Here is a 23192-nt window from a genome sequence, read left to right as displayed (position 1 = left end):
GTTAAGTGTAAAGTCGGATCGCGCGCGACTGCCATTCACGGCTGAGATCCCGGCGCCGCCCCTTCAACAGAACATCAGGTCTTCAAAATGGTCAGCTTGAAAAGCTTGTTCGATCTCTCTGGAAAGAAAGCCCTCGTGACCGGGGGCTCCCGCGGGCTTGGGCTTCAAATCGCCGAAGCACTGGGCGAACAAGGAGCGGAGATCGTATTGTCGTCGCGGAAGGCTTCGGATCTTGAAAAGGCGCAGGCGCATCTCGCCGGCCGCGGAATCTCAGCACAATGGATCGCAGCGGACAACTCCAGGGACGACGACATCTCACGTCTTGTCGACGAGGCCCTCGGCAAGCTCGGGCGAATTGATATTCTCGTCAATAACGCGGGAGCGACGTGGGGGGCTCCGACCGAGGACCACCCGATCGAGGCGTGGGACAAGGTCATGAACCTCAACATTCGCTCGCTCTTCCTCCTTAGCCAGCAGATCGGAAAACGCTCGATGATTCCGAACCGATACGGCCGGATCATCAATCTGGCGTCGATCGCAGGCCTGCTCGGCAGCACGAGCACGACTCAAACGATCGCCTACAACACGAGCAAGGGCGCAGTGGTCAACTTCACCAGAGCACTCGCCGGCGGCTGGGGGCGCTACGGCATAACGGTGAACGCGTTGGCGCCGGGCATGTTTCCTTCGAAAATGACCAAGGGCACGATCGAGCAGGTCGGCATGGAGAAACTGACGACAGGCGTGCCTCTTCAGCGCATCGGTGACGAAGACGACCTGAAAGGCGCCGCCCTGTTGTTCGCCAGCGAAGCCGGCAAACATATCACCGGTCAGATCCTAAGCGTGGACGGCGGTCTAACGGCTGTACTTCCTCATCCTAGCGAGCCCTCATAACCGATCAGCTGTTACTTGGATGAGATGGTCCATGAGTTGTCGGGTCGAAGCCGCCTCTCGTGCCTTCGCCGCGCCGCTCGCGACGTTCACCGGATTGACGCCCGACACCCGTTGTTCGGAATCAAGGAGCTTCTTATTTCAAGATTCAGGAACCCACTCTTCAAGAGCGAGGAACCTTCAAGGTCTCGACAGTTGATTTCCGAGCGGCGATAGGCGCATCGACTGTCGCATGATCAAGCCCCGGCTGCTTCGGGCGACGGACGCAGCAATCGTTTAGCGCGCAGCCGCAGCTCGTGTTTCAGGACCTTGCCGGTACCGTTTCGCGGGAGGTCATCGACCAGGAAGACGTGTTTGGGCTTCTTGTAGCCCGCGATTCGCCCTTGAGCGGTCGCGATCACATCTTCGATCGTCAACGAGCTATCCGCCGAGCGCTCGACGAACGCAACAACCGACTCGCCGTAGACATCGTCCGGAATTCCGACGACGGCGGCATCCGAAATGCCGGGGTTGGTCAGCAGGGCCTGCTCGACTTCCTTTGTGTAGACATTCAAGCCGCCGCTTATGATCATGTCCTTCTTGCGGTCCACGATATAGAGGTATCCAAGCTCGTCGCATCTTGCGATGTCGCCGGTATGCAACCAGCCGTCGCGCAGCGCCGTCGCCGTCTCCTCGGGCCGATCGTAATAGCACCGCATGACGGTGAAACGCCCCGGCTCGCCCGATCGAACGAGCAGCTCGCCCGGCTGTCCCGGCAGGGTGTCGGCCCCGCGATCATCGACGATCCTGATCTCCACGCCCGGTGTCGGGCGTCCGATCGATTCCGGCCGGACGAACTGTTCCTCGTGCACGAGCGACGTTACCGCTCCGGCTTCCGTCATGGCGAAGAAGGAGACGAGGCGGACGTGCGGAAGCAAGGACAGAAACTTCCGTTTCAGCTCCACCGGGAACGCCTCCCCGGTCACGACAATGCACCGTAACGAGGCGCACCGCGACGGGTCTTCCTGGATCGAAGGCAGCATCATGCGACAGACGGTCGGCACCATTCCGACCACGGTGATCTTCTCATCTTCGATCGCCCGGACAGCCGCGACGGGATCGAACGTCTTGAGGATCACCAAAGTCCCCCCGAGACTCAGCGCGTTCGCCAGTCGCGCCAACCCGGCGCGATGCGCCAGAGGCGTTGTAACCAGATAGTTGTCGTCGCTCGAAATGCCCCATTCGACAGCGTGCACGAAATAGTTCTGCACGATGAGGTTCGAATGGGCAATAACTGCTCCCTTGGGAGCACCGGTCGTGCCTGACGTGTACATTACCAATGCATCGTCGGCCAATGGCAGGGGATGCAGAGAGGCCAGATCGTTGGCACGCAACTCGGCCAGGCCGATCGTGCCGGAAATCTTCGCCCCGGTCGAGATGAAGGCCGCGTCCGGAAGGTCCTTCGCGACTTCAGCGCGCAGAGCGAAGTCCGCCTCCAGAGCGACCGCGAACGGTTTGCTGTCACGGCAAATGTATTGCAGCTCGAGGGCGGTGAGCCTTGTCGGGACCGATCACACCGATCGAGAAGGCCGCGTAGAGAAGCTCGACCAGTTCGATTCCATTCGGCAGGTAGATGACCAGCCGGTCTCCGGTTTTTGCGCCGAGTTTGAGCAGTCCGGCCGCGAGATTGAGTACCCGGCGGTCGAGCTCGCTGTAGCTGAGACGATCGCGTCCACACACGAGTGCGGTCTCTTCGGGATGGCGGACCGCTTGTGCTCGGAAGATCGTGTCGAGCCGCATCGAAGCCTCAAACGGTCCGGAACGCTGGATACCGGCGATTCCCGTGACCAGGGCGTTCCTGGCATCCTTCACCTGTCGACCACCTCCTTCTCCAAACATCTGTCGGACAGCCTCAGCCAGATTGAGCCCGCCGCTCGCCAATCCTGGTTGCCCGGCCGAGATCTGACCGCCTCCCGTGTTCAGCGGCAATGTGCCGGTGCGCGAGAGATCCGTGGCCAGAGTGAAGCCGCTGCCCTGCCCGCGCTCGCAGAAACCGAAATCTTCGAACTGCATCATGACGGCGATCGTAAAATCGTCGTACGGCTGAAACATCCGGATGTCCCGGGCAGACAAGCCGCTCTGTTTGTAGATCAAGGGAGCGATGACAGAAAAGCCCGTCTCCGTTATGTCGGGACACGAACGGTCACCGTGCAGATTGGTAATCTCGGCGTACGCCGTGGGGTAGACCATCTTGCGCAAGCCCAGTGCTCGCGCGCGCTTCTCGGACGTCACCAGGAAGGCGTTCGCCCCATCGCAGAACATCACACAATCCAGCAACCGAAGCGGGTCTGCGATCACACGGGAGTTGAAGTAGTCCTCCATCGTGAGAGGCGTCTTGAACTTCGCGAGCGCATTTTCGTTATGCAGCGCGTGTTCACGCTGTATGACCGCGATTTTTCCAAGGGCTTCCGGTTTGATCCCATATTGATGATGATATCGGCTCATCAACAAGCCAAAGCTCGCAGGAGGTCCTTGAACACCTACGGGTTCCTGAAACTCCCCTCGATATGCTCCGTAATTCGCTCGCCAGGCCGTGCTCGGGGCATCCGCGCAAAGAACAACGACAGTTTCGCACAAGCCGTCTCGGATGGCTGAAGCAGCCCTCGCGATGCCCCCCGTGGCGGAGCATCCCCCGGTGCCACTATAATTCAGCCATTTCGGCGAAAGCCCCAACCCCTCAGCCATATACACGGGGAAAACGGATTCGGACACTCGCTGAGCGGCGCAGCGACCGCCATGCCGTCGATCTCGGATTTTGGGATGCCCGTGGATTGCAGAAGCTTCGCTAGAGCCTCTCCGCCGAAGTCATACGCGCTACGCCCGGATTTGAACTCGACAGGAGTTTCGGAATAGCCCGCTATGACGATGTCACGCTTCTTCGCCAAGCTGATCTCCTCGGAATTTGAGTTGCCGCCGCACCCGCGCACCGGAACGCGATATCAAGGCTGTCTCCAGGGTAGTCCCTCCGCCTTCCAACCGACCTTGGTGCCGCGATGTCCTTCTTCGTTGGCATCGCCCTCGAAGCCGCCGGCGAGACTGAAGCACCGCGCAAACCCGCCTCGAAGACAGCCTTTGCGGCAGCGAGGCTTCTGCCGCCGGAGCGGCACATGAAAATCACCGGGTTGGCCGGATCGTACGTCGCCTTCAATTTCCCGATAAACTCTGGGTTGACGCGCATCTCCGGAAAGACATGCCAGGAGATTTTGGCAACCGCCTTTCCGAGATCCGCAAGATCCGGCACTCCGACATAGGCCCATTCCGGCTCCGTCCGCACGTCGACGAGCCGCGCGTGCTTGTCGGCAGCCAATAAGTCCCATGCTTGTCGCGGCGAAATTTCCGTCGTCATCGGTGTCACAACGGAATAACGATCAAAATATCGACGTTCCGGGACTCCAGGATCACCACTCGCTTCCGGAAGCGGGGCTGACCATCCTCAATCACGACTTCGTCGAGATATCTACCGACCGCGAACAAGTCCATGCGACCGGTTTCCATGGTTCGCACGATCTGAAAGTTCGACCGAGCCGAAACCACCATGTCCGATGTCTGCTCCAGAAACTCCGATCGTCCGATGATGTGGCTATAGGTATGCGGCTCGAAAATGTTGGCCGAGTAGAATGCCTTCACCCGGTCCTGCATCATACCCGTTCCGACGCAACGCACGACGCCGATCGGAAGTCCCGCCTCATGGTTCTCGCGGGTCGTCACGTGATACAACGCGTCCGACGTGAAGAACTGCGGCCAGATATCCAACCTCATGTCGTCGACCGAATGTGCGTAGGCCGCGATCAAGTCCACGACCTGGTCGCGCGTCGGTGCGCCCATCTGCTTGGAGGATTTATCGAGAACCTTGTGCATCCCGCCTCTCCTCAGAAGCCCATGATGTGGCGATAGCCGTGCCAGAAGCCGCGAACCGCGGTTTCCGTCGCGCGCGAATTCCTTTCGGATTCGACTTCACGCCCCCCCATCTCTATGAACGACGACTGATCAGGATCGGCCCGCGTTCCGCGCTGCACGAATTCGTTGATGCAGCCGTCCTCCAGGGAGACGAGGCCAGCGGCGCCGGTCAAATTGCTTTGCATCACCCGCATGCTCGACTGTTCATCGGTATCCCGCTCGTAGCCCAGATAGATCCAGAACAACTCGGTCTGATCCACGCCGCGCGGAGCGAAAAAGCGGATCGCCAGAGAATTGAGCGTGAACTGAATGCACATGTTGGGAAAGACGGTCTGGATACTGTGCGTGATGCCGTCGTCGAACTCCTCCCAGGCCTCGAGCAGCCCCGGACCATCGAGAGCGGATTCGTAATTTGCCGAATGCACCTTCGCTTCCGCATATTCGGCTGCCTCCTGCATCTTCGCGCGGCGCGCGAAGCTCAGATGGTGCCATTTCCGCTCGGACAGCGTGATGCCGCCGTCCATGTCGAGCCGGTTCACCTTGAAGGTCGTGTAGAACGTATGCAGCAGGGTCGCATGATAGGAATCGCGCAGGTTCTCGGCGTACAGCTTCCAGTTGTTGTGGATCATCTGGCTGTGCGTTCCGAGGATGCGCAACGGTCGGCCGAGGTTTCGCTTGATGAACGATGCCATCTCGGGACCGAGATAGGTCTCGACGTCCTCGATCTCGTCCGCAAAGGTCCCGAAGATCATCCCGCAGAACGACTCAACCCTCAAGGGGCGGAGCCGGTGCTGCGCCGGATCAAAATCCTCCGGCATGCCACCCTGACCGCGCACACCGTTGCGGAAAGCGACGCCCTTGAGCTTGCCGTCGAGCTCGTAATTCCACGCGTGGTAGACACACGAGAGGCTCGCGACGTTGTCCTTCTTCTTCAGGCAAACCAGAGCGCCTTTGTGCGCGCAACGATTGACCATCGCATGTATCTTGCCGTCGCGGTCGCGTGTAACGACAACCGGCGTTTCGCCGACGGTCGTGGTCCGGTAGTCGCCGGCATTCTGGATCTCGATGTCCAGGCACAGGAAATTCCAGGTCTTTCCCCTGAAGATCCGCTCCTGCTCCAGCTGGTAGATTTCGGGATCGGTGAACAGACGATATGGCGCGCGGGTTACGCCCTGCGGCGGCCATCGGAATTCCGATGCTTCGTTGCGGCCTGCTTGAACCGTTGGCGACATGCGATATTGCTCCCGCTTCGTCCACTTCAGAGACTTTCGGGAATACTAGGTATCGCTCTCGCCGAGCTCCAATACATTATTTCGCTGTATTGATAAGCACTCGCTATCACCAATCTGCATCGGATTCGACCGGTTGGGCGCAGAACTAGACGGCACCGGAGACGCTCTCGATTGCAAGTCATGGCTTTGCGCCTTGCGCCGATGGCCGATCCGGCAGTGGCGACGAAGTCTCGGCTTTGTAACCGCTCTCGATCTGCCAATCTTTCCATTTGGCGACAATCCGACACCCGCATATAGTTCTGATTTGGAATTGATCACCAAGCACACATGCGAGCAAGCGACATGGCTCAGTCCACTCAACCTTCCATTCAAGATGTTGCACTCATAGTCGGCGGCGGTCCGGGAATTAGTTCAAGTTGCGCGAGATTGTTCGCAGAGAATGGCATGCGTGTTGCCGTAGCGGCGAGGAATCCCGAAAAAGCGGTCCTAGAGAAGCTCGAAAAGATGCATGGGGTGCATCGCTATGCCTGCGATGCGAGCGAACCGGTCGCTGTGGATCGGTTGTTCGCGAAGGTCGTGCAGGACCTCGGGACACCGAGGCTTGTCGTTCACAACATTGATGGCCGCGTCCCCGGCATTTTCCGCAAAAGCTTGATCGAAGCGGACCCAAGCATGGCGCTGGAAACGCTTCGCAACGCTGCATTCAGTGCGTTCCTGGTGGGGCAACAGGCTGCCAAGGTCATGCTTGGAAACAAGCCCGACGCCAACGGGGCAAAAGGCACAATCATCTTCACAAACGCCAGCGCTGCGCTCAAAGGCTTCCCATTGAGCGGTGCCTTCGCGATGGCATGTCATGCCAAATCGGGGCTCGCACAAAGCATGGCGAGAGAATTGATGCCGCAAGGTATCCATGTTGCGAATGTGCCCATTGACGCCGCGATCGGTTGGACCCAGGAGGACGGGACCCGCGCTCACCGGCTGGCCGGAACGACCGTCGACGACAACATGGCCGATCCGGATCGTATCGCCGAAACCTATCTGCACCTGCATCGCCAACATCGATCGACCTGGGCGTTCGAAGTGGTGCTTCGGCCGTGGGTCGAAAAATGGTGACGATTGAGCACAGGACGGCCGACAACCGCTAAGCTCGTGTCGCCTATTCTATGATGGATATCCCCGAACTCTTGATGACGTCTCCCCATTTTTCGGTTTCGTCCTTCATGAATCGGCCGAACTCCGTACCGAAGATCGAACCCGCTTGCGCGCCCGTCGCTTCAAGGCTCTTTCGAAAGCGCGGGTTCGACATGACCCGCTCTATGTCGGCTGTCACTTTTGACACGATATCGGTCGGCGTTCCCGCTGGCGCCAACACGCCGAACCAGGAAGATGCCTCGAAGTGAGCCAATCCGGCCTCCTCAAACGTCGGAACATCGGGCAGTGAGTCCAGACGTTTTGGGCTTGCAACGGCCAGAGCGCGAACGGTGCCCGCCTGCACCTGTGGAATGACGGTAGGCAGATTGTCGAAGAGAATGGGAACGTGGCCGGCAATAATGTCGTTCATGGCCGGCGCGGCGCCACGATACGGCACGTGCCTGAGCTTGAGGCCCGTCATCTTCTTGAACAATTCCGCCGACAAATGATGCGTCGATCCAATTCCGGAGGAAGCGTAGTTGAGTTCATCCGATTGTTTCCTGGCGAACTCCAAGAGCTCGTCGAGCGTGGAGATCGGCAGCCCCGGATTGACGATCAGCACGATTGGAACGGTTGCGAGCAGCGCGACGGGCGTGAAGTCTCTCGGCGGATCGAACGGCAGTTTCCTGTAGAGCAATGGATTTATGACGATTGGACCGGGCGAGGAGACCAGGTAGGTGTATCCATCTGCCGCCGCAGACGCGGCGGCCTGGGTCCCGATATTTCCGCCCCCTCCCGGCTTGTTCTCTACGACAACATTTTGTTGCCAAAGCTCGCTGAGCGCTTCCGCCAGGAAGCGCGCTGCGGCGTCGTTTGAGCCTCCGGCAGGGTTCGGCACGATCAACCGAACAGTCCGCGCCGGAAACGTCGCGGCTCGGACGGCGCTCACCTGACCGACGAGCGCAAGAACAAGGAAACCCAGGACCAATCTTTTCAAGGCGTACTCCACTTTGACTGATCAATAGGATGGCAGTTCGGCGCCGCGTCAGTCTCCGGTCAGTCGAGCGTTATGTTCAAGGACTTCACAAAGGGCTCCCAATAGTCGGCCTCACTCTTCAACAATTTCTCTGTATCCGAGCCGTTCATTGGAGCGGGGATCGCTCCGAGATCAGTCAGTCGGGCTTTGGTCTCTGGATGGTTCACCGCGTAAAGAGCTGCAGATTCCAGCTCGGCTCTCGCCGTTGCGGCAATCCCGGCGCGCGTGCATACCGCAAACCAGCTTTTGTTGACGAACTCTGAAAGGCCCGCCTCCGCGATCGTTGGAACGCCTGGCAGCGCCGGCACCCTGACATCCGTGGATACTCCAACCGGACGGATCGTATTCGACTGAATGAGGCCGATTGTGCCGGGGACGTTGTCGAACATCATCATGATGTTCCCGGCGATGAGATCCTGCAGCGCCGGCTGCGTACCGCGATAGGGGACATGTACCATCTCGACGCCGGCAAGCTTCTGAAACAGCTCTCCCGACAAGTGCATGATGGTGCCTTGGCCGGCGCTGCCAAAGCTGTAGCGGCCAGGACTCGCCTTCAGATAAGCAATCAACTCGCGCAGGTTCGTCGCCGGGACGTCCCTGTTCACCACGAGAATGTTCGGGATATAGGCGATGTGGCCGAGCGGAACGAGGTCTCGACCCACCGCGTAGTTCAAGTTTCGAAACAGGAATTTGCTGAGTACCAGCGTGCTGAGATTGCCCAACAGAATCGTGGAGCCATCTGCTGCCGATCGGGCAACTTCTCCCGTACCTATCGTTCCCCCGGCACCAGACCTGTTCTCCACGACGATCGATTGTTTGAGATAGTCGCCCATATGACGAGCGACGAGGCGCGCCACGGTGTCGGTGGAAGCGCCCGGCGAATAAGGAACGACCATTCGAAGAGGACGATCCGACGATCTTCCCTCCGCCCGGACGGATCGTACTCCGGCGGCTGCAGACAATATCAAAGCCAGCGCGTCTCGCCGGGTGATGGGCCTTACCGCCACTTTGTCCCCTTCAGTCATCCTCCCCGTCGCTTAGAGGCGTTCAAAGGAGACTACCGAGCGGAGCGTTGTTGCAGCCAATAATGATTCCCTCCAATTTAATAAGAAGATCGTATCAGCCGGGATCATCGTCATGGCGCCGGCCGCGCCAGCTTCCTTAACTGATCGAGGAATGCGACGACGGCGGGGGCTCGCTCTGCCTTGCGATAGACCATGGCGAGATCGGACTGCTGGTTGACCTTCGCCAACGGCCGATATACCACGTCGTCAATCCGCAGCTTTCGAAGTGAATCGGGCACGAAGGCCACACCGAGACCACCCGCAACCAGTCCGGCAAGGGCCGTGAATTGTCCCGCGCGTTGCGTGATCTGAGGTGACAACCCGCCTGCGGCGCATATCTGGGCAACTTGCGCGTTGAAGCCGCTACCCTCCTGAATTTGCACGGCGACGAAAGGCTCGGACTTCAACGCGCTCAGCGCGACGTCCTTTTGCCGCGCGAGCCGGTGCCCGCGCGGGATCGCCAATATGATCGGCTCGCGGTGCAGCGACATGATCCCGACGCCGGTCGGCACTGACTTCACCGGAAGACGAAGGATGCCAAGATCAAGGCGACCGCTGCTGACGTCGTCCAATTGCTGGACGATCCCGACTTCGTTCAGGCGAAATTCCACGACAGGATTTCCGACGCGAAACCGGGCGATTGCCTTCGACAGGACGCCAGTGAAGATAGCCGACCCCACATATCCGATCTCGATGTGCCCCAGTTCGCCGCGACCCGCTTGGCGCGCCACCAGGGCGGTCTTTTCAGCTTGCTGAAGGGTTCTGATCGCCTCGTTCAGCGTGACCCGACCGGCTACCGTGAGCTTCACCGATCTCTTCGTCCGGTGGAAGAGCTCGACGTCGAGCTCGCGCTCGAGTGCCCGAATCTGCTGCGTGAGTGCCGGCTGCGCAATGCCCAGGCGCTCAGCTGCCCTACCGAAATGCAATTCCTCGGCCAGAACAGACATGTATTTCAAGCGACGCAGTTCCACTCTCAGTCTCCCATGGCAGCCTAGACCTTCTGCGTGCAACGTTCAGCCGACCAAGTCATTCGCCGTTGAATAACTCCTAGCCAAATTGGCAACAGTCCGCGGTAATAACCCAACCCTATTTATTCCCATGACCGACTTATTGGAGCCGCTGAGGCCTTCGGTCCTATGATGATTCCGTTCGGCAAGGTCCGCTGCCGAACGCTTCCTCTCGAGGCAACTGAGCAACGCCAGAAACCCGCTCACCAACATAACACCCTGGGAGACTTATCATGCCCTCGCGTCGCAAACTGATGAAGGCCGGCCTTGCTGCGGCCGCGTTCGCCGCTACCAACGTCAGTGCGCAGACCGCACACGAAACGGCGTCGCGGAGCAGCGGGAGCGGCGAGCTACCTCACAAGCTTACTATCGTTTCGATCCGCCAGGAGGACGGGCGCGAAACCATGGGCGTGAAGACCGCAGCTGGTGTGCTCGACGTTGTCGCCGCGACCAAGCTCCTCGGACTCTCGGCACCGCTCACGCTGGAGGAGCTCCTCATCAACGCGGCCAATGCGGAAGTGAACACTCTCGTAGAGATTGCTCTCAAGGCGCCCAATGCGAAAGCGGCATTCCTCGATGAGTCGAAGATCAAGTTCGGACGTCTGTTCACCAGGCCCGGAAAAATCGTCTGCCTCGGGCTCAATTACCGAGAACACATCGAGGAAACGGGCCAGAAACTGCCTCCTCAACCCATCCTCTTCAACAAGTACAACAATTCGCTTGCGCCGCATATGGCGACGGTTCAACTCCCGCCCCGCGACGTTTGCTACAAGTTCGACTATGAGACCGAACTGGTCGTCGTGATTGGCCGGAAGGCGAGCAACGTCTCCATCGACGATGCTCTCTCATACGTTGCCGGATACGCCGTCGGTAACGATTTCACGTCCAGATATCTGCAGCTGGAGAGAGCCGGCGGTCAGTGGATGGTCGGCAAGACGCTCGACGGCTTCGCTCCAATCGGCCCATATTTCGTGTCTGCGGATCAGATCGATCCCAACAATCTGAATCTAGAAACCCGGGTGAATGGAGAGGTGCGACAATCGTCGAACACCGCAAAATTGATCTTCAATCCTCAAAGGATTATCGCCTACGCGTCGCGGCTGTTCGCTCTCGAACCAGGGGACATCGTCTTCACCGGGACACCCTCGGGGGTAATCGCAGGATATCCCAAGGAGAAGCAGACTTGGTTGAAGGCGGGCGATAAGATCGAAAGCACAATCCAGGGACTTGGGACACTCTCATTCGTACTCGCTTGATGAGTGAATTGCGCTTCCGAAAAAGTGATGTCCGGGGGTTATGAGGTGCAGCTGAGACCGCCCAGCCTTTCACCAACCGCCGCCGCTTCCAACACTTACTGTCGTCTTGGTGGAGAAATTAGGATGTTTCGCTTTGACAACGTGATGATCGCGTTTGCAATCGCCGTGCTTTGGCTGCCACCCTTACAGGCGCAGCAAAATGGGGGCGCGCTGTCGACATCACAGACCGATCGTATGGCGGATATTCCCTATGGTCCTCAGACGAAAATCACCGTTGAACGCCGAGGACAGATCGTACTGATAGGCATCAATCGGCCATATATCGACAACCGGGTGGATCCAGAGTCGACGGAGAGCCTCGCCAGGGCATACTACGACTATGACCGAGACCCTTCGCTCCGCGCCGCGGTCCTGTTCGGTTACGGCCCGCGGTTCTCCAAAGGCATCGATGTCGAGGCTACCAAGTCGTTTTCCCAATCCGGAAGGAAATTGATGGATGGGCCGGGCTTCATCGATCCGATGGGTCGGACCAAGCCAACGCTCACCAAGCCGCTGGTGGTCGCGGTTCATGGCGATACCTGGAACCTGGCACATGAACTTTTCCTTGCTGCGGACATACGCGTCGCTTCGGAAGACACAGAATTCGGTCAGGACGAGAACACGCACGGCCGATTTCCCGGCGGCGGCGCGACGGTCCGTTTTCCCAGGGAAGCCGGCTGGGGAAATGCCATGCGATACATTTTAACGGGTGACCATTGGGGAGCCAAAGAGGCCTTGCGGATGGGTACTGTTCAAGAATTGGCTCCAGACCGGGAAGCGGCGCTCGCGATGGCGATCGAAATTGCCAACAAGATCGCTGCGAGCGGTCCGCTCGGCACCAAGGCGTCCCTAGCAACGTCTCACATGGCACTCGAGGGATCGGAGAGCGCGGCGCTGGCCGGGCTGGGCGAACAATATCGCGCGCTGCTTACGACGAGGGATTTCCAGGAAGGGCGGGACGCCGAGGCTCAGAAGCGTCCACCCGTTTACGAGGGACGCTGATTTGTTCAGAGTTTTTCTGACTTTTGTAGCCCTCAAGACCTGACGCCTTGAACGAGGCTGCCGCAGCGACCAAGCTCCTTCCGCAATCAAGGATCGGCTCATGGCCTGCAATTTGTACAACCGCTTACTGGCCGCTTCTGCTTCTGACCAGCCGGCACCGAAAAGCAAGACGGCGTCTCATTCAGCCACGCCGGACTCACGACTCTTACCGGCAGATTTCGCGAGTTTTCCTGCGTCCAACCGCGGGATCCAATCGCCGCGTTGCGGCAAGATCGATAAGTCAGTCTCAAGCTTCATGACGGTGCCGGCGACTCCCGATTTGGCTTAGATGCGGAAGAGTTCGCCGCTGGAAGGCGTTGACGTACAAAGGTCCATCCTGTCCGAACGCAATGCCATCAAGACCACCCTTCAACCTGTCGTCTTGGACCCAGACTTCAAGCTCAGAAGATCCCTTCTTGAAGCGAAGGATCTACGGCTGTGTTTGGACCCTTGACGCCCGCGGCGTGGCGTCGACCGAAGGGACCCAGAGAAGGCCTGACTTCTCGTCGGCGCGAATGCCGAACGTTGATCGGGTATCGAATGTCCCGGGCCTAATCCAGGCTTCAGCCTCGGAGGCACCGGGCTTTGCGCAGGATGCTGGCATAGAGCATTCTATCCGTTGTCGCTGTCAGACCTTCCGGAAACGGCGATCCAGTTGGGATCGCGATCCGCGACGGACCCTCACTTGCAAATGAGGTCCCGGCTATGCCCACTATCGCCGCGGCGGCAGTTCGGCCGAGGTTTTGAAGGAAATCCGATTTCTAAGCTGACATGCGTCCCTCCGAGCTAGTCCGTACGGTCGAGGTTCACTTCGGAGGGATGTCTCAGAGCTGGAGCCAGTGCCATCGACTTCGGCTGCACGTCCGGGAGAGCCCGACTTCCCGGTTGCTGCGTCGGTGCAAGAGATCGCTCTCGACGTCCTCCTTTGCCAAAAATGGTCCGGAGGTGGTCATCGCCCTTCTGTCTCTCCCTAGATCTGTGCGAGATTTGCCCTTTCTCCGGTCCGATATCCCTCGCGCGAGGTGACGCGCTCAAGATACGGGACGGCACTGTCGCAGATGCCGACGCCGTATTCGATCGCCCATGTCAGACAGGTCGTTAGCAATATGTCGGCCGTAGTGAACTGGTTTCCCATGAGGTACTGACGGCCGTCCGACAGGGCAACATCGACATGGCGAAGTTGCCCGCGAAAATACTCGGCCGCCTGGGTCACGACCTGAGGAGCTTCGCCGTAGATGTGCGCCAGCCCCTTGTTGGTGCCATGCCGCCTCATGACATACAGGCTCGTTGAATCCAATTCGGTTACGATGAAAAAGCACCACTCCAGCCACTTCGCGTAAAGGTTCGGGCAGCTCGGAACGAGGCCGCCATTGGACGTCCGGTGCTTACTGGCGAGATATGCTACGATTGCAGCGCTTTCCCCGATGGTCAGGTCACCGTCCTGCAGAAGCGGAATCTTCTGTCGCGGATTCAGGGCCGTATATTCCGCCGTCTTGGTCTCTCCCGATCGCGGAAGGATCGGCCGAGACTGGTACGGAAGGCCGAGTTCATGGAGCGCCCAATGCGCGCGAATGGTGCGCGACGTGCCGATACCCCACAGGATGAGATCATCTGTCATCACCACTTCTCCACCGATGGACGCAGATCGAGCTCGTGTGTCCAGCCGTCTCTGGATTGTTGGTGAGCAAACCAGTACGCTTCGGCGATGGACTCCGTTTTGGTCAGGGTATCGGGCGGAATTTCGCTGGCGCTGATTCCAGTTGCCGCCTTCATGCGCTGATGAATGGCTTCGCTGTCAACGCCCGCGTCGATCAAGAGATGGACGACGTGAATGTTCTTCGGCCCAAGCTCACGGGCCATCGCTTGGGCGACGGCCCGCAAGCCGAATTTCGCCGCCGAAAACGCCGCAAAACCCTTTCCGCCTCGTACGCTGGCGGTCGCGCCGGTGAAAAGCATCGTACCCCGTCCACGTCTGGACATGTGCTTCGCCGCCTCGCGACCCACCAGAAAGCCCGCGTAGCAAGCAAGTTCCCAGGCCTTGAAGAACAGCTTCTCCGTCGTCTCCAGCAACGGCTTGTTCACGTTCGATCCAGCGTTGAAGAGACACACTTCGATCGAACCGACATCTCTCTCGACATCCGCGAATAGTTTCTGAACTTCCTCTTCCTTGCGCGCATCGACGCTGTAAGCGCGGACGTCATGTCCAGCGGCGCCGAGTTCGTCAACCAGTGCTTGGGATTTGGCAGCCTCGCGCCGTGCGATGCAAACCTTGTATCCGCCTCGCGCAAAACGGCGCGCCACGGCTGCGCCTATGGCGTCCCCTGCACCGACCAGTAGGGCCACCCCGCTTGGATTCACCATTGCTATCTCCAAAACCAGATCTATTTGGACGCCGCGCGGACAGCTTTGTCTGCGATCATCGCGTCGATCGCACTATCGCTGTAACCGAGTTCGCGCAGCACGACGCGCGAGTGTTCACCCACCCGTGGCGCCGGACCACCGATGACGGCCTTGTTGACCTCGAAGATGGCCGCAGGCTTCGGCTGCCGCACCCGCCCTACAGTCGGCTGGTCGAACTCTTCGATCAGACCGCGCGCCACGACCTGCTCGTTCTTGACGATTTCGCCGCGGCGCAAGATCGGCGCGCAAGGCACGTCGTTCTCGTCGAACCGCTCAAGCCACTCGGCCGTGGTGTGCTTTCCGATGTATTCCTGCATCTTGTTGATGCGCGCGGTGGCGTTTACAAAGCGCGCTCCCGGTGTGGCAAACCGCTCGTCCTGGGCCAGCATCGGATCGCCAGACGCCTTGCAGAAGCCCTGCCATTCCGAGTCCGAGATTGTGCCGCAGGTAATATAGCCGTCGAGCGTCTTGAACACGAGGTCTGGACGGTCGTTGGGATCCGTGGTCGTGGCCTCCGCGCCGACCACCGTGTATTGCATCATACCCTCCGGCCACAGATACGAGATCATGGCGTCCAGCATTGCCACCTGGATGTGGTCCCCCTGCCCGGTCTTCTCCCGCGCATAAAGCGCCGAGGACACCGCCTGCGCTGTGAACACCGAAGTTGTCTTGTCGCAGACGATGGTGCGGATCATCTGCGGGCGATTGGTCACCGGCTGCGACTGGATGTCGGCAAAGCCGGACAGCGCCTGGACGATCGGATCGTAGACGCGCTTCTTCACATACGGCCCCGAGTCGCCGACTCCGCTGATCGAGACATAGATCAGCCGCGGATACTTCTTGCGCAGTTCCTCCTGGCCAAGCCCGAGGCGCTCCATCGTGCCGGGACGGAAGTTCTGCACCAGTACGTCCGCTTGTGCCGCGAGCTTTGCCAGCACCTCACGGCCCGTCTTGCTCTTGATATCGATCGAAAGCGAGCGCTTGCCGCGATTGCACGATACGAATAGCGCCGAGAATTCACCGGCCGCGTCGATCAGCGTCCGGCTCCGGCGGGTACCGTCGCCGCTGGTCGGCTCGATCTTGAGCACATCCGCTCCCTGATCCGCCAGAAACATGGTCGCATATGGACCCGACACCACAGCTGTCAGATCCAGGACGCGCACTCCACTCAAAGGCCCTGGCATTTCTTCACCTCCTCCGTCGATGCTTGGTCTTCAGCTTCAATCTCACACGCTCAAATACGTGCGCCTGATATCGTCGTTTGCGATCAGCGATTCCGTGTCGCCGGCGAATTGAACCCGTCCCTGACTGAGCACGTAGACATAGTCAGCCAGTTGGGTCGCAAGGTGATAGTTCTGCTCCACCAGTAGAAGGGCGGTCCCGGATGCCTTGATGTTCTTGAGCACGGCTTCGAGCTTCTCGATGATCACCGGCGCCAGGCCTTCGCTCGGCTCATCGAGTATCATCAGGTCCGGACCAGCCACCAGCGCCCGCCCAACAGCCAGCATCTGCTGCTCACCGCCAGATAATTGTCCGCCGAGACTCCTGCGCCGTTCGGCGAGGCGGGGAAAGATCTCGAACACATACTCGATGGGCTTACGTCCGGGCCGGTGTTTTGACGCGCCATAGGCAATGGCAAGATGCTCCTCGACAGTCACGGTCGGGAAAATGCCGCGATCCTCCGGCACGAAAGCAATGCCGGATTTCACAATCCGATGCGTCGACAGCCGTGTGATATCAATTTCATTGAAGACGACGCGGCCACGCCGCGCGGGCGTCAGCCCCAATATCGAGCGCAGCGTCGTCGTCTTGCCCGCACCGTTACGGCCGAGGACCGCCACGCACTGCGCGGTGGTCACAGAGAGATCAACGCCTTGCAGGATATGGCCTTCGCCATAGTAGGTGTGAAGTTGCTCGACCTTAAGCATGGCGCCGCCCCAGATAAGCCTCGATCACCTGAGGATTGGACTGGATCTGGTCCTTCGTCCCTGTTGCGAGCACCCTGCCGTAACTCAGCACTGTGATGATGTCGCAGATCGCAAACACGACATCCATGTCGTGCTCCACAAGCAGAATGGTCAATTCGGGTGACAAGCCGTTGATCAGCTCGATCAGACTGTTGCGCTCGTCAGGCGACGTGCCCGCCGCCGGCTCGTCCATCAGTAAGATCTTCGGCTCCGCACATAATGCGATCGCCACTTCGAGTTGACGTTTCTGTCCGTAGGATAGTTCGTTGACTTTCCGATCCAGCACGGTGTCCAAATGCATCTGCTCGGCCGCGCGGCGCGCTTTCCGAATGACGTCGGAAAACGACCAGGATGACCGGAACACCGAATGCCGCGACGCATCGAAGGCCTGACATGCAACGCGCAGGTTCTCCAGAACCGTGACACTCTCGAGCAGCATGTTCTTCTGAAAGGAGCGCGAAAGGCCGCCCCGCGTGACGAGGTCGGGTCGCCCCTGCTGCACTGGAACGCCCTGAATGAGAATTTCGCCGCTGGTCGGCGGCTGCCATCCCGTGATGATGTTGAACAGCGTGGTCTTTCCGGCGCCGTTGGGGCCGATCACCGCATGGCGTTGGCCAGGCGGTACCTTAAGATCGAGGTCACTGATGACCTGGAGACCGCCGAAAGCCTTGCGCAGGTTTCTGATCTCGAGCGCGCTCATTGCCGTTTTCCGATCGGCGTGCTGATAAAGCCGAGAACACCACCACGAAAAAGCGCAACCACAAGCATGAAGAAAATGCCGAAGAACAGATTGTACTCTTCCGTAATCATGCTCAGCGCCTGCTTGACCACCACGAAGACCGTGGCTCCAACAAACGGCCCAAGGACGACATTGGCGCCGCCGATGATGACCATCAGCACGCCCTCACCGCTCATCTGCCAGCTCATTGCGTCGGGATTGACGAAGTAGGTGTACTGCGACTGAAGAATACCCGCGACCGCACAGATCACCGCGGCCAACGCGAATGATCCGATCTTGTAGTTGGCTACCGAATATCCCATCGACATCATGCGACGCTCGTTTTCACGAATGCCGACGAGAACGCTGCCAAACGGCGACGTTACGATCCGCCACAGCATTAACAAGGAGAGGACCGCGACAGCAAGTACGTAGTAGTAAAAGACGGTCGGGTTGTCTGCGCTCACGCCGAGCAGCGACAGATCAGGCCGCGGGATTCCCGTCATGCCATCCGACCCGTTGGTCCAGCGCAGCTTGATTGCGGCGCCATAGAACATCTGCGAGAACGCCAGTGTGATCAGGAGAAATTCGACGCCACGCGTCCGGGTGCAAATCGCACCGATTGGCGCCGCAATCGCGGCCACGACCACGAGCGTGACGGGGGCAGAGATCCACAGCGGCCAGCCCAACAGCGCCGTTCCGATCGCAATGCCGTATCCACCGAACCCGAGAAACATCGCCTGTCCGAGCGATACGAGACCGGTGTATCCGGTCAGAAGATTGATGCCGGATGCAAATACCCCCGCGATCATGGCTTCAACTGCCAGTGTCATGACGTAGCCAGACACGAACGATGGCAGCGCGCACAAGCTGACGGCAAAAAGTGCGAACAAGGCAGCGTATGCACGACGTGAAGCTGGAAGCGGCAGACGCTTCAGCACGCCGATTCTCTGCTCGCTCGAGAGGGCGACATCTGCGCTCATGCAACCCTCCCGACCGCGCCAAAAAGACCCTGCGGACGAAAGATCATCACGGCTATCAGAAGAATATAGATCGCAAACAGCTCGGCTTCCGGAAGGTAGGCCTGGGCAAACGTATCCGTCATGCCGACGATGAGTGAGGCGTAGAACGACCCCTTGAGATTGCCGAGACCGCCCACCACCACGACGACAAAAGTCGTAACGACAATTCCGATGCCCATGCTGGAATAGATGCTCATGACCGGGGCCGAGACGACTCCGGCAAATCCGGCGAGTGCGGAGCCAAATCCGAATACCAGCGCGAACAACATGTTGATGTTGATGCCGAGGGCCGTGACCATCTCGCGGTTGTCGACCCCGGCCCGCAGCGTGGCCCCGACGAGGGTGCGGTCGATTACCAGGACGAGTGCGACGCCGATGGCGATGCCAACCGCGATGATGAACAGCCGATAGATCGGATACTCCATTCCCAGCAGGCCGACGCGGCCCTTCAGGAGGTCAGGCGTGACAATGCTGTGAAACGCCGATCCGAAGACATGCTCGACTGCCCCGGCAGTCGCGAACAGCAGGCCGAACGTCAGCAGCGCGAGATCGAGATGCGTCGAGCGGCCGCGCTGAGCCAGGGGATGCAGGACGAAGAACTGCAGGACGAAGCCGGCCGCGAACGGCAGCAGCGGACCTATGAGCAGCGCGAGCCAGAACGAACCCGTGTCGTTGGCGACGACCAAACCGAAATAGGCCCCCATCGTAAAGAAGGCGCCGTGAGCCAAATTGAGAATGTTCATCAACCCGAAGATCAACGTAAGGCCGACGGCGAGAAGGAACACCAACATGCTCAATTGCACGCCGTTGAGAAGTTGGATCAGGAAAGGCTGCATGCTTCACCCAAATTCGAGAGACGCGGGCCCCGCCGGGGCGAAGCCCGCCTCGGATCAGAACGACTTCGTGCAACCCGGCAGATCGCCGGCGCCCGGAAACTGGTCCAGGGGCTTACGCTGCATCTTGCCATCGGGACCCTTGACGATCTCGACCACATAGACCTTCTCGAGCAATGCGCTGTTCTGGGCATTGAACTTGATCTTCCCGCGCGGTGAATCGAACGTCAGGTCTCGCATGGTCGAGATGAACTTCGCACGGTCTTCCGGCATCTCGCCACCGAGCGTTTCGAGCGTGAGCATGATCGCCTTGCCGTTGTCGTAACCAAGCGCTGCGCTCACGTCGGGATCCTGCTTGTACTTCGCGTTGTAGGCCTTGACGAACTTCTGGTTCACCTCGGTTTCGATGCCGGGGTAGTGCGTGGCGACGTGCTGGGCGTTGAGCGCGAGATCGCCGAGTGCGGGCCACAACGCTTCGTCGTAAACCCAGTGATCGCCGATGAACGGGATCTTGCTCCGCAGGCCGAAGTCCGCGTGCTGCTTGACGACCTGGATTGCTTCCGCGCCCGCATAGAATGCGTAGATGATTTGCGCGCCGGAGTTGGCAGCCTGCGTCAGTGCGGCGCTGTAGTCTTTGGTCTTCTGGAACGGCGTCCAGATTTCCTCGATCACCTTTCCGCCGTTGTCTTCAAAGCCGCGTTTGAAGCCACCGATGAATGCGCGGCCGGCGGAGTAATCAGGCCCCATCGTCACGGCGGTCTTGATCCCCTTGCTTGCCCAGTACTTGCCGGAGGCATATTCGAATCCGTTGGCGCTGAACGAGGTACGCGCAATATATGGGCTGCAGAACTTACCGGTGATCTCGTCCGCAAAAGCGTTCACGAACACCATCGGCATCTTGTTCTTGTCGGCGAGCTCCGAGACGGCAATGCCAACATTCGAGCCGACGACACCGGCAACCAGATCGACTTTGTCCGACTGAACGAACTTGTTGAATCTCTGAACGCCCACGCTCGGGGTCAATTCGTCGTCCGCGCGGATGATCTCGATGCGACGGCCGTTGATCTTGCCGCCGTACTCTTCCAGTGCGATTTGAAAGCCGCGATCAATGCTTTCCGCCGGAACTGCATAGACGCCCTTGTATGGCAGCATCAGGCCGATCTTGATGGCGCCCTTCTCCTGCGCGTAGGTCGGCACGCCGGCCGATGCGGCGAGACCGATCGCTCCGGTGAGCCCAATAAGCGCATACCCCTTGAAAGAAATTGCCATTCTGCTCTCCCTTGTGCCGGCCGGTTCCGCCCGCAAACTCCCGCTTGAGCCACGGCAAAGCGGCCGCGGTCTGCGTGATTCTTATGGGAGAGTGTTAGATCGCGAATCTGATCCTGACTTGCAGGATAGCGCCAGGGCTTCCGTAAAAGCGCCATTTAGACCCGAAAGCCGAAGCGGGGTGTTGCCTATGACAGGCAACGCTGACGGAATGCGGATGGAGTAATGCCGGTCGCCTTCTTGAAACGCGTCGAGAAATGCTGGGCGTCATTGAAACCGATCGCAAGGGCTACATCGACGATACTGTCTTCCGTTTCCGACAGCCGCCGCTTCGCCTCGTCGATCCGAAGCGAAAGAACGTAGCTGTATGGCGTCAGCCCGACGCTTTCCTGAAATGCGCGCAGGAAGTGCCGCTTGCTTAAGCCGGCGATTTCGGAGAGTTCGGCGAGAGTTATCGGCTGGGTAAGGTTCTCGCGCACATACTCCTCGACATACCGCAAACTTCGGCCTGGCAAACCACCGCGCAGTTTGTTGCATGGCTGCTGACTTCGCTCGCTGACGCGAGAAATGTGAGCCAGCGCCTGGATCGACCATCCTTCCGCCATGAGACTGAAAACATTGTCCGGCGAGGTCGCTTCGCGGCAAAGTTCGGCGAGGCCACGCGTCAATCCATCGTGCTCAAAAGCGATCGTGCAGTTCGTGATCGCGTGCTGCAGGCGTTCGCCCACGAAAGTTGGATTCAAGAACACCACGGTGTAATCGAGGGTCGGTCCTACGTTCCACTCACCTTCGATCTCGGTTGCGGCAGGAAAGATTGCGAGCTTCGATTTTCCCGGGAATCGGCGCTCGACCGGACGCCCGTCAATCGTCGCTCTTAAGCGTTCGGCCCCCTTGCCGAACCAGAACAAAGACAGCTCAGGCTGACGAAAATGCCAATGCATGCGCCCGACCGTCTCCCTGCGAAGAATTTCGATCCGCATGCTCGGCGTATTGGTGATGATGGAGGACACCAGATCGCCGCCAACCAACCGAACGTAGTTGTCACCGATGGTTTCCATCGCAAATCCTCATTGCAATCATGAGTACCAAATTAGAATGCACGAAACGCGAGGAAGAAGCGAGGCGCTTTGTTTGTGCACTGCGGCATAACCCCATTACCAACACCTATTTGCAGGTCACGCCGACTGCCTCTTCGCTTGGGATGTCGCGCTACACGAAGCAACGACTAGTTCAGGGACATGTCGGTGCTGTAGGCGACTAGTCCTGGCGCTATTCCAGCGAGACAAAGACTAGTCGCGGCCTAGTCTTTCCTGGCCCACGACAAGACCAAGGACTAGTCGGCGCCCTCCGCGCAAGGGGCACCGCATTGTGGACCAATTGCCACGATGATCGCCAGAACACGATCTTCTAAAGTGACTTGCATGGTTTCAGCGGCGCCTTCCTTGCACCTTCAACACCGAGCGCCCCATGTGCAGTTGCCAGGCGCATCAGACCGACCACAAGGATTGTCTCGCCGGTCCGAATTCGATCTTCAGGACCGGCCCAGAGCCCACATCAAAATCCTGGCTCGGATGCCGCCCGCCTTACGCACCTTCGTCATGTTGAGTACCGCCTCGGGATCTCGCAGACTGGCCGCCATGACCTCCAGCGTTGCCGGTGTATCTCGCGGATCTTCCACGACGGCTCGAATGACTTCCGCCAATACACTCTGAACATGCGCGTCCGATTTCGCCAGCAGCGAGATGCTTTCGGTGAGCGTCGGATTTGCGGTGCAGGCGATCAGAAGAGCGAGCAACTTCTCCTGTTGGACCAGTTTTGAGATTGATGCGACGTCACGCCCCGAAGCGAGCAACCCGCGGATGAAATCTCGCAGGTCGTCGTTCGAAACGACTAACGAGATAACCGGATGCAGATTGTTGTCAGCGCGCATTGCGGCGGCCAGCGCCTGGACGGTTGGCCTTCCCTCCTTGGGCACCTCGACGCCGCACTGGACGATGTTCTTGTCCTTTTCCCGCTTTTCTCGCTGTTCGCGTTTCATTTTGGCCGCTTCGGAAGGCTTGTGCTCGTCGTCGTCGACGTACGCAATAGCCTTCTTCAGGCGGTACTTTTTGAGTTCCTCCTTCGACAACTTTTCGGCGCCAGCGCCCGATCCCGGGCCATGATTAGCGCCGCCAAGGCCGTTGCTCGTATGAACTGCCATTTGCTTGACCCGTCCCGCGACGAGTCTCCCTGAGGTTGTCGCCGGAATCGGGACAGCAGGCGTCTGCGCGAGAGAGCGCGCGTCGACTGATTGCCGATGGCGTCGGTTTCAAATTTTCCGGGGGTGCATACGCAATTGGTGCCAGTAGCGGACTGC

At 59.2% G+C, this 23192-nt stretch carries 22 protein-coding genes; 4 read left to right on the top strand and 18 right to left on the bottom strand.

The features are described from left to right. Positions 1-87: 87 nt before the first annotated feature. Positions 88-891 (top strand): SDR family oxidoreductase, encoded by an 804-nt coding sequence (locus XH88_RS18720; protein WP_271669724.1) that lies wholly within the window; start codon positions 88-90, stop codon positions 889-891. Positions 892-1124: 233 nt separating this feature from the next. On the opposite strand, the gene XH88_RS18715 is transcribed toward XH88_RS18720, so the two are convergent. From XH88_RS18715 to XH88_RS18695, 5 genes are all read right to left on the bottom strand, one after another. Next, the gene (locus tag XH88_RS18715; RefSeq protein ID WP_271670387.1) at positions 1125-2399 is read right to left on the bottom strand and encodes a class I adenylate-forming enzyme family protein; all 1275 of its coding nucleotides are present in this window, start codon (positions 2397-2399) and stop codon (positions 1125-1127) included. Beyond that, positions 2389-3372 carry a thiolase family protein gene (locus tag XH88_RS18710; protein ID WP_271670386.1) on the bottom strand — a complete coding sequence of 328 codons (984 nt, stop codon included), beginning with the start codon at positions 3370-3372 and terminating at the stop codon, positions 2389-2391. The genes XH88_RS18715 and XH88_RS18710 overlap by 11 nt, the downstream gene beginning before the upstream one ends. 412 nt (positions 3373-3784) lie before the next feature. Next, complete coding sequence (locus tag XH88_RS18705; protein ID WP_271669723.1) at positions 3785-4273, bottom strand: rhodanese-like domain-containing protein; 489 nt, start codon at positions 4271-4273, stop codon at positions 3785-3787. 5 nt (positions 4274-4278) lie between these two features. Beyond that, positions 4279-4785 (bottom strand): aromatic-ring-hydroxylating dioxygenase subunit beta, encoded by a 507-nt coding sequence (locus tag XH88_RS18700; RefSeq protein WP_271669722.1) that lies wholly within the window; start codon positions 4783-4785, stop codon positions 4279-4281. Positions 4786-4796: 11 nt separating this feature from the next. Continuing rightward, the gene (locus tag XH88_RS18695; protein ID WP_271669721.1) at positions 4797-6056 is read right to left on the bottom strand and encodes a Rieske 2Fe-2S domain-containing protein; all 1260 of its coding nucleotides are present in this window, start codon (positions 6054-6056) and stop codon (positions 4797-4799) included. 327 nt (positions 6057-6383) lie between these two features. Here XH88_RS18695 and XH88_RS18690 point away from each other — a divergent pair, with 327 nt between their 5' ends. Then, on the top strand, positions 6384-7169 hold the full coding sequence (locus XH88_RS18690) for an SDR family oxidoreductase (RefSeq protein ID WP_442868451.1): 786 nt from the start codon (positions 6384-6386) through the stop codon (positions 7167-7169). A gap of 43 nt (positions 7170-7212) precedes the next feature. Here the strand turns inward: XH88_RS18690 and XH88_RS18685 are convergent, their stop codons facing one another. From XH88_RS18685 to XH88_RS18675, 3 genes are all read right to left on the bottom strand, one after another. Next, positions 7213-8184: a Bug family tripartite tricarboxylate transporter substrate binding protein gene (locus XH88_RS18685; protein WP_271669719.1), complete on the bottom strand. Its 972-nt coding sequence runs from the start codon at positions 8182-8184 to the stop codon at positions 7213-7215. 59 nt (positions 8185-8243) lie between these two features. Then, positions 8244-9119 (bottom strand): Bug family tripartite tricarboxylate transporter substrate binding protein, encoded by an 876-nt coding sequence (locus XH88_RS18680; protein ID WP_271669718.1) that lies wholly within the window; start codon positions 9117-9119, stop codon positions 8244-8246. A 239-nt stretch (positions 9120-9358) separates the two neighbouring features. Beyond that, positions 9359-10258, bottom strand: a complete 900-nt coding sequence (locus tag XH88_RS18675; RefSeq protein ID WP_271669717.1) for a LysR substrate-binding domain-containing protein — start codon at positions 10256-10258, stop codon at positions 9359-9361. A 269-nt stretch (positions 10259-10527) separates the two neighbouring features. Here XH88_RS18675 and XH88_RS18670 point away from each other — a divergent pair, with 269 nt between their 5' ends. Both XH88_RS18670 and XH88_RS18665 read left to right on the top strand, forming a co-directional pair. Next, entirely contained in the window at positions 10528-11550 is a 1023-nt protein-coding gene (locus XH88_RS18670) for a fumarylacetoacetate hydrolase family protein (protein ID WP_271669716.1), read from the top strand. A 123-nt stretch (positions 11551-11673) separates the two neighbouring features. Beyond that, positions 11674-12591 carry an enoyl-CoA hydratase-related protein gene (locus XH88_RS18665; RefSeq protein WP_271669715.1) on the top strand — a complete coding sequence of 306 codons (918 nt, stop codon included), beginning with the start codon at positions 11674-11676 and terminating at the stop codon, positions 12589-12591. A gap of 1009 nt (positions 12592-13600) precedes the next feature. Here XH88_RS18665 and XH88_RS18660 read toward each other — a convergent pair. The 10 genes from XH88_RS18660 to XH88_RS18615 all read right to left on the bottom strand — a co-directional run bounded on the left by XH88_RS18660 (position 13601) and on the right by XH88_RS18615 (position 23036). Next, a complete protein-coding gene (locus XH88_RS18660; protein WP_271669714.1) occupies positions 13601-14248 on the bottom strand; it encodes a glutathione S-transferase family protein in 648 nt (215 codons plus the stop codon). After that, the gene (locus XH88_RS18655; RefSeq protein ID WP_271669713.1) at positions 14248-14991 is read right to left on the bottom strand and encodes an SDR family NAD(P)-dependent oxidoreductase; all 744 of its coding nucleotides are present in this window, start codon (positions 14989-14991) and stop codon (positions 14248-14250) included. The genes XH88_RS18660 and XH88_RS18655 overlap by 1 nt, the downstream gene beginning before the upstream one ends. A 20-nt stretch (positions 14992-15011) precedes the next feature. Next, positions 15012-16214, bottom strand: a complete 1203-nt coding sequence (locus tag XH88_RS18650; protein ID WP_271669712.1) for a CaiB/BaiF CoA transferase family protein — start codon at positions 16212-16214, stop codon at positions 15012-15014. Positions 16215-16256: 42 nt separating this feature from the next. Next, positions 16257-16958, bottom strand: a complete 702-nt coding sequence (locus tag XH88_RS18645) for an ABC transporter ATP-binding protein (RefSeq protein ID WP_271669711.1) — start codon at positions 16956-16958, stop codon at positions 16257-16259. Then, positions 16951-17697 carry an ABC transporter ATP-binding protein gene (locus XH88_RS18640; protein ID WP_271669710.1) on the bottom strand — a complete coding sequence of 249 codons (747 nt, stop codon included), beginning with the start codon at positions 17695-17697 and terminating at the stop codon, positions 16951-16953. The genes XH88_RS18645 and XH88_RS18640 overlap by 8 nt, the downstream gene beginning before the upstream one ends. Next, positions 17694-18698, bottom strand: coding sequence for a branched-chain amino acid ABC transporter permease (locus XH88_RS18635; RefSeq protein WP_271669709.1), 1005 nt, complete (start codon positions 18696-18698; stop codon positions 17694-17696). Before XH88_RS18635 ends, XH88_RS18640 begins: the two co-directional genes overlap by 4 nt. After that, positions 18695-19573: a branched-chain amino acid ABC transporter permease gene (locus XH88_RS18630; RefSeq protein WP_271669708.1), complete on the bottom strand. Its 879-nt coding sequence runs from the start codon at positions 19571-19573 to the stop codon at positions 18695-18697. The genes XH88_RS18635 and XH88_RS18630 overlap by 4 nt, the downstream gene beginning before the upstream one ends. Positions 19574-19627: 54 nt before the next feature. After that, positions 19628-20839: an ABC transporter substrate-binding protein gene (locus XH88_RS18625; RefSeq protein WP_271669707.1), complete on the bottom strand. Its 1212-nt coding sequence runs from the start codon at positions 20837-20839 to the stop codon at positions 19628-19630. A gap of 185 nt (positions 20840-21024) precedes the next feature. Beyond that, entirely contained in the window at positions 21025-21894 is an 870-nt protein-coding gene (locus XH88_RS18620) for a helix-turn-helix domain-containing protein (RefSeq protein WP_271669706.1), read from the bottom strand. 473 nt (positions 21895-22367) lie between these two features. Continuing rightward, positions 22368-23036: a hypothetical protein gene (locus tag XH88_RS18615; RefSeq protein WP_271669705.1), complete on the bottom strand. Its 669-nt coding sequence runs from the start codon at positions 23034-23036 to the stop codon at positions 22368-22370. Positions 23037-23192: the final 156 nt, after the last annotated feature.

The sequence above is a fragment of the Bradyrhizobium sp. CCBAU 51627 genome (genome assembly GCF_028128765.1).
GTDB lineage: Bacteria > Pseudomonadota > Alphaproteobacteria > Rhizobiales > Xanthobacteraceae > Bradyrhizobium.
Note: the sequence above shows the minus strand (reverse complement) of the source record. Positions and strands in the feature narration are given on the sequence as shown.

Bases quoted from the DNA above. Each gene is read 5' to 3' on its own strand.
- XH88_RS18720 (WP_271669724.1), top strand. From the start codon at position 88: ATGGTCAGCTTGAAAAGCTTGTTCGATCTCTCTGGAAAGAAAGCCCTC.
- XH88_RS18710 (WP_271670386.1), bottom strand. From the start codon at position 3,372: ATGAGCCGATATCATCATCAATATGGGATCAAACCGGAAGCCCTTGGA.
- XH88_RS18705 (WP_271669723.1), bottom strand. From the start codon at position 4,273: ATGACGACGGAAATTTCGCCGCGACAAGCATGGGACTTATTGGCTGCC.
- XH88_RS18700 (WP_271669722.1), bottom strand. From the start codon at position 4,785: ATGCACAAGGTTCTCGATAAATCCTCCAAGCAGATGGGCGCACCGACG.
- XH88_RS18695 (WP_271669721.1), bottom strand. From the start codon at position 6,056: ATGTCGCCAACGGTTCAAGCAGGCCGCAACGAAGCATCGGAATTCCGA.
- XH88_RS18690 (WP_442868451.1), top strand. From the start codon at position 6,384: ATGCGAGCAAGCGACATGGCTCAGTCCACTCAACCTTCCATTCAAGAT.
- XH88_RS18680 (WP_271669718.1), bottom strand. From the start codon at position 9,119: ATGGTCGTTCCTTATTCGCCGGGCGCTTCCACCGACACCGTGGCGCGC.
- XH88_RS18670 (WP_271669716.1), top strand. From the start codon at position 10,528: ATGCCCTCGCGTCGCAAACTGATGAAGGCCGGCCTTGCTGCGGCCGCG.
- XH88_RS18665 (WP_271669715.1), top strand. From the start codon at position 11,674: ATGTTTCGCTTTGACAACGTGATGATCGCGTTTGCAATCGCCGTGCTT.
- XH88_RS18660 (WP_271669714.1), bottom strand. From the start codon at position 14,248: ATGACAGATGATCTCATCCTGTGGGGTATCGGCACGTCGCGCACCATT.
- XH88_RS18655 (WP_271669713.1), bottom strand. From the start codon at position 14,991: ATGGTGAATCCAAGCGGGGTGGCCCTACTGGTCGGTGCAGGGGACGCC.
- XH88_RS18650 (WP_271669712.1), bottom strand. From the start codon at position 16,214: ATGCCAGGGCCTTTGAGTGGAGTGCGCGTCCTGGATCTGACAGCTGTG.
- XH88_RS18645 (WP_271669711.1), bottom strand. From the start codon at position 16,958: ATGCTTAAGGTCGAGCAACTTCACACCTACTATGGCGAAGGCCATATC.
- XH88_RS18640 (WP_271669710.1), bottom strand. From the start codon at position 17,697: ATGAGCGCGCTCGAGATCAGAAACCTGCGCAAGGCTTTCGGCGGTCTC.
- XH88_RS18635 (WP_271669709.1), bottom strand. From the start codon at position 18,698: ATGAGCGCAGATGTCGCCCTCTCGAGCGAGCAGAGAATCGGCGTGCTG.
- XH88_RS18630 (WP_271669708.1), bottom strand. From the start codon at position 19,573: ATGCAGCCTTTCCTGATCCAACTTCTCAACGGCGTGCAATTGAGCATG.
- XH88_RS18625 (WP_271669707.1), bottom strand. From the start codon at position 20,839: ATGGCAATTTCTTTCAAGGGGTATGCGCTTATTGGGCTCACCGGAGCG.
- XH88_RS18620 (WP_271669706.1), bottom strand. From the start codon at position 21,894: ATGGAAACCATCGGTGACAACTACGTTCGGTTGGTTGGCGGCGATCTG.
- XH88_RS18615 (WP_271669705.1), bottom strand. From the start codon at position 23,036: ATGGCAGTTCATACGAGCAACGGCCTTGGCGGCGCTAATCATGGCCCG.